The 14,032-nt window shown below is 39.0% G+C and carries 10 protein-coding genes; 5 read left to right on the top strand and 5 right to left on the bottom strand.

Going from position 1 to position 14,032, the window contains the following annotated elements:
- Nucleotides 1–304: 304 nt before the first annotated feature.
- Nucleotides 305–2,206 carry an excinuclease ABC subunit UvrC gene (uvrC, locus tag B1A85_RS02780; protein WP_104545385.1) on the top strand — a complete coding sequence of 634 codons (1,902 nt, stop codon included), beginning with the start codon at nt 305–307 and terminating at the stop codon, nt 2,204–2,206.
- A gap of 700 nt (nt 2,207–2,906) precedes the next feature.
- On the opposite strand, the gene rlmN is transcribed toward uvrC, so the two are convergent.
- Nucleotides 2,907–3,971, bottom strand: coding sequence for a 23S rRNA (adenine(2503)-C(2))-methyltransferase RlmN (rlmN, locus tag B1A85_RS02770; protein ID WP_104545384.1), 1,065 nt, complete (start codon nt 3,969–3,971; stop codon nt 2,907–2,909).
- Nucleotides 3,972–4,181: 210 nt separating this feature from the next.
- Here rlmN and lgt point away from each other — a divergent pair, with 210 nt between their 5' ends.
- The 4 genes from lgt (at nt 4,182) to B1A85_RS02750 (ending at nt 6,939) form a co-directional block, all read left to right on the top strand.
- On the top strand, nt 4,182–5,039 hold the full coding sequence (lgt, locus tag B1A85_RS02765; protein WP_104545383.1) for a prolipoprotein diacylglyceryl transferase: 858 nt from the start codon (nt 4,182–4,184) through the stop codon (nt 5,037–5,039).
- Between the two features lie 37 nt (nt 5,040–5,076).
- Complete coding sequence (gene cobM, locus B1A85_RS02760) at nt 5,077–5,865, top strand: precorrin-4 C(11)-methyltransferase (RefSeq protein WP_104545382.1); 789 nt, start codon at nt 5,077–5,079, stop codon at nt 5,863–5,865.
- Between the two features lie 91 nt (nt 5,866–5,956).
- Nucleotides 5,957–6,436, top strand: coding sequence for a flavin reductase family protein (locus B1A85_RS02755; protein WP_104545381.1), 480 nt, complete (start codon nt 5,957–5,959; stop codon nt 6,434–6,436).
- A 149-nt stretch (nt 6,437–6,585) separates the two neighbouring features.
- Nucleotides 6,586–6,939 (top strand): phenylpyruvate tautomerase MIF-related protein, encoded by a 354-nt coding sequence (locus tag B1A85_RS02750; RefSeq protein ID WP_104545380.1) that lies wholly within the window; start codon nt 6,586–6,588, stop codon nt 6,937–6,939.
- A gap of 10 nt (nt 6,940–6,949) precedes the next feature.
- Here the strand turns inward: B1A85_RS02750 and B1A85_RS02745 are convergent, their stop codons facing one another.
- The 4 genes from B1A85_RS02745 to B1A85_RS02730 form a co-directional block, all read right to left on the bottom strand.
- Nucleotides 6,950–7,612 (bottom strand): flagellar motor protein, encoded by a 663-nt coding sequence (locus tag B1A85_RS02745; protein WP_104545379.1) that lies wholly within the window; start codon nt 7,610–7,612, stop codon nt 6,950–6,952.
- 18 nt (nt 7,613–7,630) lie between these two features.
- Nucleotides 7,631–9,139 (bottom strand): hypothetical protein, encoded by a 1,509-nt coding sequence (locus B1A85_RS02740; RefSeq protein WP_104545378.1) that lies wholly within the window; start codon nt 9,137–9,139, stop codon nt 7,631–7,633.
- Between the two features lie 108 nt (nt 9,140–9,247).
- Nucleotides 9,248–12,517 (bottom strand): tubulin-like doman-containing protein, encoded by a 3,270-nt coding sequence (locus B1A85_RS02735; RefSeq protein WP_104545377.1) that lies wholly within the window; start codon nt 12,515–12,517, stop codon nt 9,248–9,250.
- A gap of 21 nt (nt 12,518–12,538) precedes the next feature.
- On the bottom strand, nt 12,539–13,696 hold the full coding sequence (locus tag B1A85_RS02730) for a hypothetical protein (protein ID WP_210404142.1): 1,158 nt from the start codon (nt 13,694–13,696) through the stop codon (nt 12,539–12,541).
- Nucleotides 13,697–14,032 lie beyond the last annotated feature (336 nt).

Raw genomic sequence — 14,032 nt, 5'->3', positions numbered from 1 at the left:
AACGCTAAGTTTTTGAGTATTATATCAAACAATCAAAAAAATTGAAATCAGTAGTATCACCACAAAAATTGAGTAACAAAATGCTGTAGTTACTTCTAGGATTGATATAGAGCAATCTGTAGATCCTCATAATTAAACTTAAAAGGTAAACTTTAAGGCTTATGAGCCAGCGTTCAAAGTTACAAATTGCATCTCAAGACTTTTTGGGATTCAGCAAGCTAGCACGTGGTAGTAAATCATTAATATTGCAAATAGCCAGCCAGCAAAAAGCGTAATTCAACGGATATTTAATTCTCGTATCAAAATGAAATCGCACGCACTGCCATCCAAAACATTAGTGACAAAAACACTACCACTCATTAAAGAGCCAGAACGTTTAGCACAGCGTTTAAAAGAAATTCCGGCTGAACCTGGAGTTTATTTGATGCGCGATGCGAGCGATCGCATTATGTACATCGGTAAATCACGCAAATTGCGATCGCGGGTTCGTTCCTACTTTCGGGAATCACAGAAACTCAGCGAACGCATCGCGCTGATGGTGCGACAAGTAACAGAAATTGAATTTATTGTCACAGATACAGAAGCTGAAGCCCTAGCACTCGAAGCGAACTTAATCAAGCAGCATCAGCCGTATTTCAACGTGCTGCTCAAAGATGATAAAAAATACCCTTATGTCTGTATTACTTGGTCAGAAGAATATCCCAGAATCTTTATCACGCGCAACCGCCGTCAAGGTAAAAAAGAAGATAAATTTTACGGACCGTACACCGACTCGCGGTTACTACGCAATATCTTACGGTTGTCGAAGCGAATTTTTGCACTGAAACAACGACCGCAACCGCTATTTAAAGACCGCCCGTGCCTCAACTACGATTTAGGACGATGTCCAGGTGTTTGTCAGAAGCTGATTTCTCCGGAAGAATACCGCAAAACTGTACAAAAAGTAGCGATGGTATTTCAAGGCAGAACGCAGGAACTGATCGATATTCTTACTGAACAAATGCACAAGTCAGCAGAAGCACTGAATTTTGAATCTGCAGCCCGAATTCGCGATCAGATTGCGGGGTTAAAGTCTTTGAGTGCAGAACAAAAGGTGTCGTTACCTGATGATACGGTATCGCGCGATGCGATCGCACTTGCCGCCGATGAAAATCATGCTTGCGTGCAGTTGTTTCAAATTCGGGCGGGACAGTTAGTCGGACGCTTGGGATTTGTCGCAGACGCGCACGCAGAACCTGGAGCGATTTTACAACGAGTCTTAGAGGAGCATTACCAAACCGCTGATGCAGTAGAAATTCCCACAGAGATTTTAGTGCAGCATGAATTACCCGATGCGGAAATGCTTGCCGATGTCTTGAGCGATCGCAAAGCGCGGAAAGTGACAATTGTCGCACCACAACGTGCTACCAAAGCTGAATTAATTGAGATGGTAGAACGTAATGCGCAGTACGAATTACAACGCGCGCAGAAATTGAGCGATCGCAATACGCAAGCAATGGAAGATCTCGCCGCAATTGTTGACTTACCCGATTTACCGCACCGCATTGAAGGTTACGACATTTCGCATATTCAAGGTTCAAACGCTGTAGCATCTCAAGTTGTATTCATTGATGGTTTACCCGCAAAGCAATACTATCGCCACTATAAAATTAAGAATCCGACAGTTACCTCTGGTCACTCTGATGATTTTGCCAGCCTTGCGGAAGTGATTCAGCGTCGCTTTCGTAAGTATGCTGAAGATCCGCAATTACAGCGCGTAGGAAACCCTGACTGGCCCGATCTTGTGATGATTGACGGTGGTAAAGGACAGTTATCATCCGTTGTGGCGGTATTGCAAGAGATGAATTTAATGGATGAGTTGCGCGTCGTTAGCCTTGCCAAGCAGCGCGAAGAAATCTTTTTACCAGGCGAATCGCAGCCGCTACTTACTGAAGCTGAACAACCAGGAGTACAATTACTACGGCGCTTGCGCGATGAAGCTCACCGTTTTGCTGTCACGTTCCACCGCCAGCAGCGTAGTGATAAGTTACGGCGATCGCGTTTAGATGAAATTCCTGGCTTGGGTTACCACCGCCAAAAACAGCTACTTGCCCATTTCCGTTCGATTGACTATATTCGTCAGGCTACTCCGGAACAATTAGCCGCCGCACCAGGAATTGGTTCGCACCTAGCTCAAGAAATTTATAATTATTTTCATCCTTCTTAAGATAGAAAACATCTGAAATCAACTCTACGGTGTTGATGAGTGCCGATGTTTTCCTCGTCGGCATTGTCAGCTTTTTGTTACTCGTTAATCTATCTTTCGGCAGAACTGAAATCTTAAGTAAATGTTAAATATGGATAGCGAAAGCTCCACCATAAGGCAGATTAGAGGTTGCTTTGTTATGCAGACAACAGTCTTCGTCTAGTCATGTAATTAAAGTTGAATTTAAAATTAAATATCTAGCTAAATTAGATTAAAACAGTACAATGTAGAAGAAATATAGACGGGGATCAGCAAAAACAAAAGTAAAATCAAAATGGTTTGTTACTTTCTATCCCCTAGGTTATATGACAACTTTGATAATGTAATGGCAAGCTAAATAAAGGAGAAACATCTTCCTAAGGTGTAGAGATCGCAATTTAGCTAAAAATTTAAGATTTGTTGCTTTTTGTTTAGTCCTGTATGTTCGTTGTATTTCCAAGTTAATTTTTCTTTCCTTTTCAAAACTGCTTGCTTCGAGAGGTTTAAGATGCTTGTACAAAAAATTCGGTGTCCAAACTGCGGCAGTGAGGGAGAACGCCATCACCTACCTCAAAGTCGGTTGATTCGGACACAATGCTCCTGCTGCGATTACTTGATGGTAACGTGTGCTGTAACAGGGAAAGTAGTAGAAGCTTACGCGCCAGGTGTTGACGCGCAGCGTTTAAGCCTGCGCTGCCCGCAATTGCCCACAAGCAGCATCAGCCTCCAAACCACGCGAGTAACGCACGCTAACCGCAATTTGATGTTGATGCAAGACGTCAACAAAAGCTTGAATTCCGCGAAAAGTGGGACGCTGGTAGTCCGCTTCCCGAATGGGGTTGTAAGGGATTAAATTCACGTGAGTTTGAAACCCGCGCAGCAGCTGAGCTAACTCGGCTGCTTGTTTTGTACTATCATTTACTCCAGCAAGGAGAATATATTCAAAAGTAATTCGGCGACCAGTAATTTGTACGTATTGATAACACTCGTCGATTAAATTTTCTAAAGGGTAATAACGCGCACTCGGAATTAGTTTTTCGCGTAACGCTTGATTGGCAGCGTGAAGGCTAACAGCCAGAGTCACTTGGAGTTGATGCTGTGCTAAGCGTGCGATATGTCCAGGAATACCGACCGTAGAAATTGTGATTCCACGCTGTCCAATTCCAACGTCTTGATTTAATGATTTGATAGCTGCAACAACATTGGCGGTATTGAGCAACGGTTCGCCCATTCCCATAAACACGATATGGCTAACGCGGCGTTGCCAGTCTTCTTGAACAGTTAAAACTTGGTCGATAATTTCATGTACCCCTAGGTTACGCATAAAGCCGCCTTTTCCTGTCGCGCAAAAATCGCACGCCATCGGGCAACCGACTTGCGTAGAAACGCAAACTGTGAGACGCTTTTTGGTAGGAATACCGACAGTTTCGATAATTTTTCCATCACTCAGCTGTAGCAGATACTTAACGGTTTCATCCGGCGCAACCGAACGATAGTAAATTTGCGATCGCCCAATGGAAACATCAGCAATCGCCGCCCGCCATGTTTTGGGGAAAACAGAAATTACGTCAAGCGATCGCGCGCCTTTTTTGTAAATCCACTCATATAGCTGTCGCCCGCGATACGCTGGTTGTCCTTGAGAAACTACCCAGTCAGTCAACTCGGCTAAACTTAGACCCAAAAGTTGTTGCGGTGCAGTAATTGGTATTGTTGTCTCTAGCGTTTGCTTTGTGCTTTGACTACTCATCATCAAATTTGAAATTTTAAGTTAAAAAGCGGTGTCTAAGGGGACAATCTACCCCTGTAATCGCGCGAACCAAGTCTTTCCACCCTGTAAAGTCTTCACGAGTGGGAGATTTAGGCGCTTATACGACGTTAACGTAATTTCTACTTCCTAGCTCTCTACCCCTAGCCCCTCGTATGATGATCTGGTAACGATCGTTTCTGGGTGTTGCTAATGTTACTAGCTTCCCACTTACTGGCTCAGTTTGCTTCTCCAGGTCCTATTTTTATTAATATTGGACCAATCACAATCCGCTGGTATGGTTTACTTATCGCTTCAGCTGTATTAATTGGCATTACGCTTTCGCAGTATCTCGCGAAGCAACGCAAAGTCAATCCAGATTTAATCGGTGACTTAGCAATTTGGTTAGTTATTGGCGCAATACCTGCTGCGCGTTTATACTATGTCTTATTTGAGTGGTCAGAATACGCGCAGAATCCTGAGCGGATTATTGCGATTTGGCAAGGAGGAATTGCCATTCACGGAGCAATTATTGGTGGTTTGCTGGCTGCGCTGATTTTCGCACGCATCCGGCGAGTTTCGTTTTGGCAGTTAGCCGATTTAGTCGCCCCCTCACTCATTTTAGGGCAGGCAATTGGTCGTTGGGGTAATTTTTTCAACTCCGAAGCTTTTGGAAATCCAACAAATCTACCTTGGAGACTGTATATCCCTCCCGAAATGCGTCCGCCAGAATTTGCCAATTTCGCTTACTTCCATCCCACCTTTTTGTATGAATCGCTGTGGAATTTGATGGTATTTGCGTTGTTAATCACTTTATTCGTGAGAGATGTACGAGGTAAACAACGCCTAAAGACTGGCACATTGTTTCTTGTTTATCTCGTTGCTTATAGCTTGGGACGCGTTTGGATTGAAGGATTGCGCACTGATAGTTTAATGCTTGGGCCACTACGCGTTGCTCAGGTAGTTAGTTTAACAGGAATCGCGGTCGGATTAGTAGGCTTAGTTTGGTTATATGTCTACAAACGGGCTTTACCTGATGTGGTAGAGGAAGAAGTGAAAGGTGAGGGATGAGAAAGTAAGATTAAGGGTCTATACTTACCTTTGACGCATGAATAATTCAACATCACTCTTACCGAAAGTTTATCTTGTAGGTGCAGGTCCTGGAGATCCAGATCTTTTAACGGTCAAAGCACAAAAAATTCTCGCACAGGCGGATGTGGTATTGTTTGCCGATTCGCTTGTTCCACGCGAGATTTTACAATATTGTCGCTCGGATGCCGAAATAATTAGAACAGCGAATAAGACTTTAGAAGATATTTTGCCTGTAATGGTGGAACGCGTGCGATCGCATAAATCAGTCGTACGACTGCAATCGGGCGATCCGAGTCTCTATAGTGCGATCCACGAACAAATGCAAGCCTTAGCAGAAGCCGATATTCCCTTTGAGGTGATTCCTGGAATTAGTGCTTTTCAAGCGGCGGCGGCTAAACTCAATGTTGAGCTAACAATTCCTGGAGTTGTACAAACTATTATCCTTGGTCGGATTAGCGGACGCACAGAAGTTCCCGCAACCGAAGAATTATCCTCACTTGCAGCACATCAAGCAAGTCTTTGCTTATATCTGAGTGCGCGTCACGCAGACAAAGCCCAAAGCCAACTTCTCGAACACTACCCAGCACACACTCCAGTCGCAATTTGCTTCCGCGTTGGTTGGTCAGATGAGAAAATTATTTTGACAACGTTAACAGAAATGGCAAAAGTTACTCAAGCAGAGAACCTAATTCGCACCACTCTTTATATTATTAGCCCCGCCCTCACAGCAACCGCCGCCCGTTCTCGCTTATACCATCCTGAACACTCTCACCTATTCCGCCCACACCAACCCACAGCATCTTAATAAAATCTCTAATTATTCTTCTCTTTGAGTCCCTTGTGTCTTTGTGGTTCGTTAAACTTAGCGATGTAGCAATCCAATAGGAGAAAAACCCTTGTTAGACGAACAAGCCAAAAAAACCATGTTGCGGAAAATTCCTCACGGTTTATACATCTGTGGCGTCAAAGATGGAGAAGAAGTCAATGGCTTTACTGCTAGCTGGTTAATGCAAGCTTCCTTTAAGCCGCCTTTAGTTGTCAATTGTGTCAAACAAGATTCTAAATCTCACGCAATGATTAAAAATAGCGGGGTATTTGCTATCAGCTTCTTAGATGATTCACAAAAAGAAGTCGCCCAAAAATTTTTTCAACCACAACGCCGTGTGGGTAACAAATTTGAGGATGTAGAATTTTACATCGGCGAAACTGGATGTCCCATTATTTCTGACAGTCTAGGCTACATTGAATGTCAAGTAGTTGATGCGGTAGAAAAAGGCGATCATACTATCTATGTTGGTGAAGTGATTGCTGCGGGCGTTCACCGCGAAGGTGAATCTCTTAGATTAGAAACTACAGGTTGGAACTATGGTGGCTAACTAGGAGTGTAGGTACAGCAGGCGACTTGCCTGCTTGTCATTGTTCGAGATACTTTAATTTTCATGAAAAGTGTTTTTTAAACAAATCACAAAAAACTCAAAGGTCACGAAGAGAAGAATTTAGTAAATAGATATATTTTGGAGGAATTATGCCTTTGATCAAAGTTCAAACTTCTGTGGCTAGTGTTGAGAAATCTGATGCTGAAGCTTTACTTAAGAATCTTTCTTCAGCATTAGCAAAACATTTGGGTAAACCAGAATCTTATGTTATGACAGCTTTGGAGTCTGGAATTCCGATGACTTTCGCTGGTACGCTTGACCCAGCTTGCTATATCGAAATTAAAAGCATTGGTACGATGAAGCCAGAGCAAACTAAAGCAATGAGCCAAGATTTTTGTCAACAGATTAATCAAGCTTTGGGTGTTGATAAAAGTCGAGTTTATATTGAATTTGCAGACGCAAAAGGTTATATGTGGGGCTGGAATGGTTCTACGTTTGGTTAATTGTTAATTATTACTTCACCTTAATTGGCTCGCCTGGGCGAGTAAAACGAATTTCAATACGTCGCCGCGTTGCATCTGGTTGGCGATTGACAGATGCAAAATTGCCATTGGGTAAGATTAGTTGTGCAGCGGAATAAGCTCTAAATTTTAAACCTTTTAGCTTTCCTTTAGATTGAACATCCTGCAAAACTTTAACAACTGCTAAAGCACGCATCAATCCAAGGTCAGCATTAGACCCTGCTTTGAGTTGTCTTACAGGTATACTTCCGTTGGCGACTTTTTCTAAGTTTTGGTCTAAGTTACTAGCAGCGTTACCGTTGCCTTGACCGTCAGTGTGACCGATAATTTCTACAACGTTAATTTGATATTCTTTTGTATTGCGCTCAATTTCTGGAACAATTTTATTGTTGATGTATGCATTCATAATTGGTGGAATTTCCGCACTTCCTGAAGCGAATCTGTAAGCGCCTTCGTCTTCAATTACAAGTATGGGAGGAGGGCTTTTGGGAGTTTGAATTTCTGCAACTTCAGTTTGCGCGATCGCACCTTTAACGAGAGCTAATAATAAAAACAACATAGCTATCATAAATGTATTGGACATCAAGTCTGTAAACGCAGACCAAACATTTAATTCTTCATATGTTTGTTGAGTTTGCCTGTTAGAGTTACGCATATAAGTTTTAATTAAAAATTATCTTAATGAATGCTGTTTGCGACTTTTATCTACGATTAGCTGCTTCTCTAAAAGTTTATTTAAGCGATAGCTTTCGTGCTTGGTATCACTTAGATGCTTTGTGCAATGAGTTAAATTTTCTACAATAATTTGCATTTGCTGCTGTTGATTACTTGATTGTGCATCAAGTCCTGCAATCAGGCGATCGCTTAAATTTTTCAAACCGACAGCTACTACTTGATTATATTTATTAAGTGTGTCAGCTAAAGTTTTAAGTTCAATCTCTACGCGTTCAAAACTATCTGCTTTGTCTAAGTTTTTTTGCTGTAGTATATCAAGAACTTCTATAGCAGATTGCAGTTTAGCTCCCCCTTCGTATAATTGAGGAATGATTTCGCTTAGAGATTGTTGATTATTTTGATGTAATTCTAAAGTTTGAATTGCACTTTGATTATAATTATCTATTTTTCTGCACAAATCTAATAATTTGTTGTTTGTATTGATACTTTCAACTACTGCTGTTTCAATTGTTGATACTGACTCACATAATACTTCAGTTGAATGATTAAATTTATTTTGGATAACATATAAATCTTTCGCAGCACTGGCTAGAGTTTGAGCAAAATTACTGCCTTCAAATATTTGAGCTGTTTGTACAAACGTAGTTGTAGCTGTTTGTAGATCGTCAACACTTTTTGCAAAAGTACCAGATGATTCTTGAAATCCTCTGTAAACACGACAAGCAAGTTCATTAGCCTGTTTGTTGACATCCACGATTTCTTGAATCTTAGCTCCAAGTGAAGATTCGACTGCATCGCGTACAGTTATACCGAACCTGCCTAAAAAGTCTTTAAACTCAAAAACTAATCGATCTACAGCCTTGTCCAATCGATGATTTCCTTGAATTTCGGATTGATAAATATTATCTAAATAGTCTTCAATCGAGATGATTAGTTTATATTTAGCTACGCTTGTATTTTTAATTAAATTGAAGGCTGTTATTGAAGCACTAAAAAGTATTGCAGTTAAGCTAGTAGAGAAAGCAATACTCATTGCTTGCAAAGGTTGCTGTAATTGCTCTAATAAACTATCTATATTTTTACTTACTACAGTATTATTAGTAATAGTTTGACTTAGCTGACTTAAGTTTAATGTAATACCTAAAAAAGTTCCAAGCAAGCCAAATGCTAAAAGCAAATTAGGTAAAATTCGGCAAAAATATTCAATTTGGTCATAAGAAAAAAGACCAATTTTTTGCTGACTATAAATTTGTTCAATTAAAGCTGCTGTATTAACTCGATCGAGATCTGTGCTAGCTTCTTTAAAGCGCCGTTCTAACTCTTTGATAATGTCTGGTTGCTGTCCGCGTTGAGTACGATTGATAAGTCTTCTTACACGACTTTCTAGGAAAACAAGTTTGTTATAAAGAGTTGAGCGCAAAAAAATAGCGGCAAAAGAAGGTAAGACAACAAATAAAAATATACTGAATAGTAGAATCGGTGGTAAAGTAGATATAAAATTTTCCATATGTAGTAGGGGCAAGGTTTATTATAGTCAGGAAGATCTACTCACTCCACTGACTAGGGCTATAAGATTAGGTATACTCAACAGAGTAGGCAACACCCACCCTGTTCGCTAACGCAAGGGATACTTAGCTATAATTTGTCGATGCTCGTGCTCGTATTCTTCTTGAGTGAGAATACCATCGGCGAGATCTTGCTTCAGACGCTCGATTTCTATGCGACGTCGCGTTCTATTATCTTCAATATCTACAGCAGGCTCAAGCAAAATCACTTCGCCTGTGAGAACTTTAGAGCTAGAATTGCTTGCATTACCATTATTACTAGATATATCTTCTACAAATTTTTTCTGCATCTTTGCTTGGAAGCGATTAATAACTCCTTCTCTTGCAATAGTAGAATCACTTCCTCGCGAACCGACGACGTTTAAACGATAAGGATAATTCACGTGATTATCTGGTAAGTTATCAACTTGCTGTACAAACCTACGAAGCTGTGGTAAGTAGTGTTCGTGCCATCTGCGTGGTTGATGTTCTATTTCTTCGATAACTCTATCTAGTAATTCTTGGAGTGCAGCTGCTTTATTCTTATTATCAATTAATTCTTGTAAAGCTTTTTTCCATGCTGGATCGAGAGAAGCAGTATAGTATTGTCCGCGTAACTCATCAAAATATTGAAATTCAAGTCGGTGAGTTTCTGGATTATTTTGAATCAAATTTAAAGCTAAGCAAGGATAAAAAATATCTTGCAAAGCAAGCATTTCTTTAACAGGTGGCGGTACAATATCAGTAAAACCTTCACCTCGATGGTTATGTAATGGAGCATTTCCTGGTTGATTTTTTTGTCGTATGTAGTGGTTCCTAAGCTGCTCTAAATTATCAATTAATCTTAAAGGAAAAGCAGCATATTCTGTAACAATTAAAACCTTATCTTCATGCTGAGTAGATTTAATTTCATTATCAGGAATCGCTAATTTATTTGTTAGAACTTCATGAAAATGTTGTACTTCTGATTCATCAGTATCTTTAAAACCAATAAGTTGACTCTTCTTAGCGAGACTATTGTGAAAATAAGGCGCAGTAAGATTGAGCGGTAGTAGTGGCTGTGCTTCGCGGATAATTTGCCCTAGCCGTACTGCACGTTCTGAAACAGGATATTTCTCGTTGAAGCGCTTGATAACTGATTGTATGAGATCTGCACTCCGCGAACCAAATAATTGGTTTACTTTATTGTCAATTTCTTGTTTTAGTTGTTCTGCCCCAATATGATTTTGTACAAGAAGAACTGCTAAAGAGGCTCCTTCAGCAATATGTTCTAAAACTTTTTTAGTGATTTGAATTGATTGAGCGCGATATTCTCTTTGAGGTAATAAAGCTTCATAACAACTTTCTATATCTTCTTCGGAGAAAATCTCCTCACCACTCATTTCATCCGAATTCGATTGTTTCAATCTTATTTGTTCTTTTTCATATTCATTTTTTAAAGTTTCTATTGCTCGACTTAAAATAGTTAATTGATTGGCTCTTGTTTGTACGTGTTGCTGCAAGATTTTGACAATTTCTAAAGCTTCTAATGCTACAGATAAGTTGAAATTTTGTTTGATGGCTGATTCTGTTTCTTTTACTGCCCTTCTTGCTTCATCTTGAACGCGACTATTTTTATTATTGAACAGTAATTTAAATTCTTCTTCAATATCTTGCACTATTTTACTCACTTGTAACCATTTTTTTTCTAAATGGTCTAGTGTACGCTCGCCATCAAAACTTTTTATTTTTGATTCTATTTCGTATTGATAAGTATTTAATTCGGATTGAAGCGCATCAAGCCAGTTCCGACTATTGGTAATTGAGAAGTATTGGTTATTAGGTTGAAGCAAGCTATATAAATAGCTGTCAATATCTTCGCAAAGTTTTGTAGCTAAGCTAGCTTTGCCTTTTATAATTTTTGTTAACCAAGCTCCGCGATTACTTTCTGTATCTCCTGATTTAGTTTTATAAAATTGTTCGCGAAAATCTCTTTGAAGTTGTCGCAGCAAGCTAGAACGATCTTCTTTGGTTTTACAATCAGTAATTTTATTTTCTAACTTTGATTTCCAAGTGTTCATCAAAGCATTAAAATTTTTCTCATTCTCTAGCGGTAAGTCTTCTAACTTAGAGATTAGACCGTTCTTTTGCTCTAAGCTATTATGCCAATGATACTCAATGAAAAACTGCTCTAGTAATTTTAGCGGATCGGGGCTTTGTCCCTCCCCTTGCAACCAAAAATTAACAAGCTTATGACTGATACGCGTAACTGTGATTTGAGAAATGCGATCGCGTGGAAAATAAATAGCCGCTAAACCAAAAGTCAGGTAATTTTGAGTATTAGGACGTGGGTGATCGTCTTCTTGAATAAGATGCTGCGCAAAGTTATCACGCATTCCCTTAACAACAGGAGCCAACTCGCTAGAAAAATCTAGCGCAATTTTATTGGCAATAACATTACAAAGTTTGCGCTGTTTATCGATAACATAGTTACCTTGTTCAGTTGATTTAGAAACTAGGTAGGTGTAATCAAATGGAGGACGTTTTTCGCACACACTAATGTGATATCTTGGGTCGTAGCAGGCTTCAAACGTTGTACCAGGACTTGAATAATAATCAAGCTCCATTAATGCTGCATACGTATTTGCACACATATTTGGTGTGTTACCGTATAATTCTGGGCTAATAACTAAATATCCAATAAGTTGTTTAACTTCAGGGTAGGCATATCGTAAGCTATATGCCATATCTAAAAAAGTACCGCTACCTGTACCACCACACAACGAACCTACAACCACAATATTTAGCCCAGGATCGACAATCAAGCTGAAATTTTGCAGTAATTCTCGCTCGTGTCCCCGCGTACGCTGTTCAGCAATTTCTATCGCGTGTTTAATTTTTGAATAGTTGTGAAAAAATGACAGTCTACCAATAGGTCTAATACCTTTTGCACCTTGATCTATTGCTTTGATGTTTCTTAAAAGTTGAGGTGGAAACCACTCAGCAATATGAGCGTAAGGACTGGGTTGGTCGCCAATTAGATTGCATTGCTCTAACCCTTGAACTAATTCTGTAATTTGCGTAGCAGTCATTGTAGCATTGACTTTTTCTGCATCTTGAAAACCTAAGTCAACACCTTGGTATATATTACCTGTTCGCAGGCTAACAGCTTGTGTTGCTTCTTTGTCTGTATCAATATGAACAAAACTAACTACTGGTAGATTATCTAAATTTTTATAGCGGTCTACAATTAGCCTACGAACGCGCATCAAAACATCTCTACCAGTACCACCCAAACCAATACAAATAGTGCGATTAATTCCTCGGTATTGACGTTCATTTATAGAGTTTTGACTATACATAGCTGTTTTCTCAATAAGTCACTATTTCTTAACTTTAATATTTAAATAGAAATCTTTATCTTTACTATCTGGACAATTCAATTTAATAGAACTTCCTGTCAAGCGAGTTCGTTTATTGACTTCTTTACCATTCCATTGAATTGGAGCTAATTGAGTTGGTACTAGATAAAGTTGATTACCTTGCCGTTCTAAATAACCTCTTACTTCTGAACCAGGACAATCAATTTCATCAATGCAGTTCGAATCAGCTTGCCCTATAGCCAGAGATTTTCCGGGTAATAAAGGGCGACATTCTTTCTCGTATTCTTCTAAATCTGTAGAAACTGAAACGCGCCATTTTTTACGTAAGCTTACGAGATAATTGACTAATAAAATAAGCGAAACCAAGCCGAAAGCAGTTAATAGAGAAGGTAGCCACAATTGGCTTAATAGATAAGAGTTAACCTTACAAACTTCTTGACTATTTGGTGCAATTGTACAAAACTCTTGCACCGTTGGTTCTATATCGACAACAGCTAACTTATATTGTTGAGATGCTGAGTTTTCAATCGTTAGCTCTCTTTTATTTAAAGGTAGGATGTTAATCCATGCTTGTCGTTCTTTGCTTAAGGTAGAATCTACTACTCGAAAAGGACTATTGGCTGGAGTTTCAATCCAATCGTTTCCTGATTTGGCTAGTAAAGGAGCATCAGTAACCCAAATAACTGATTGCGCTCTAATTGGCTGATTTTGTTGAAGACGATTTTGATTGAGTTGGGCTAAACCTTGGTAGATAGTGAGTTCTGCTTGTTGAATATCTGTATTTTGTAACTTTAAATCTGCTGCTAGTGGAATTTTTTGAAAAATCTTATCAAAAATTTCTTGATTATTATTGAATTCAACTGGCGTTCCTAGTGGATATAAGTTAGATACTCCCTGCAGTTGAGTTACTTCTGCTGCAAAAGGAACAATATATACCGAATCTCCAGGTTTTAAACTTTTCTCAATAATTTGTTGTAACCGAATACGACCTTCATTATTAATACCAACACTTTCCGTTAAATCAATTGCTAATACTACATCGCGTTTTCCATGAAAACGTGCAATGATTTTTAAAGCTGTTTGCTGGTAAGAATTTATTTGTTTTCCCGGACTAATTTTTGTGTTTGTAATTAAAAATATAGATTCAGATACAAACATGTTAGGTCGTTTATATTCAATATTATTTAAGAATTTAAATTAAAAAATAAATAAGATAAAACTTAAATCAGAAGATTAGCTGCCATTTTTCTTTAGCTTAACCGAGGCTTAATTTTTTATATAAGCGCAATCTTACTGATAATCTTGTCAAATCAATTGTTGAACAAAATTGAGTTCAGTGATCTTACTGTAGAGACTTCTCAAATTCTTTGAGTAAGATATCACTTTGATATTGAATAAAATAGAATTGTAAATAGTGTTATTTTTCTAATTCGTTTCAGCTTAAAATTAGCTTAAAGAAAATTTAAGAAAAAATTGCCCTGTGAAAAACTTTGA

This window comes from Chroococcidiopsis sp. TS-821, from assembly GCF_002939305.1.
GTDB lineage: Bacteria > Cyanobacteriota > Cyanobacteriia > Cyanobacteriales > Chroococcidiopsidaceae > Chroogloeocystis.
The sequence above is the reverse complement of the archived record's forward strand: the minus strand, read 5'-3'. Positions and strand labels throughout refer to the sequence as shown.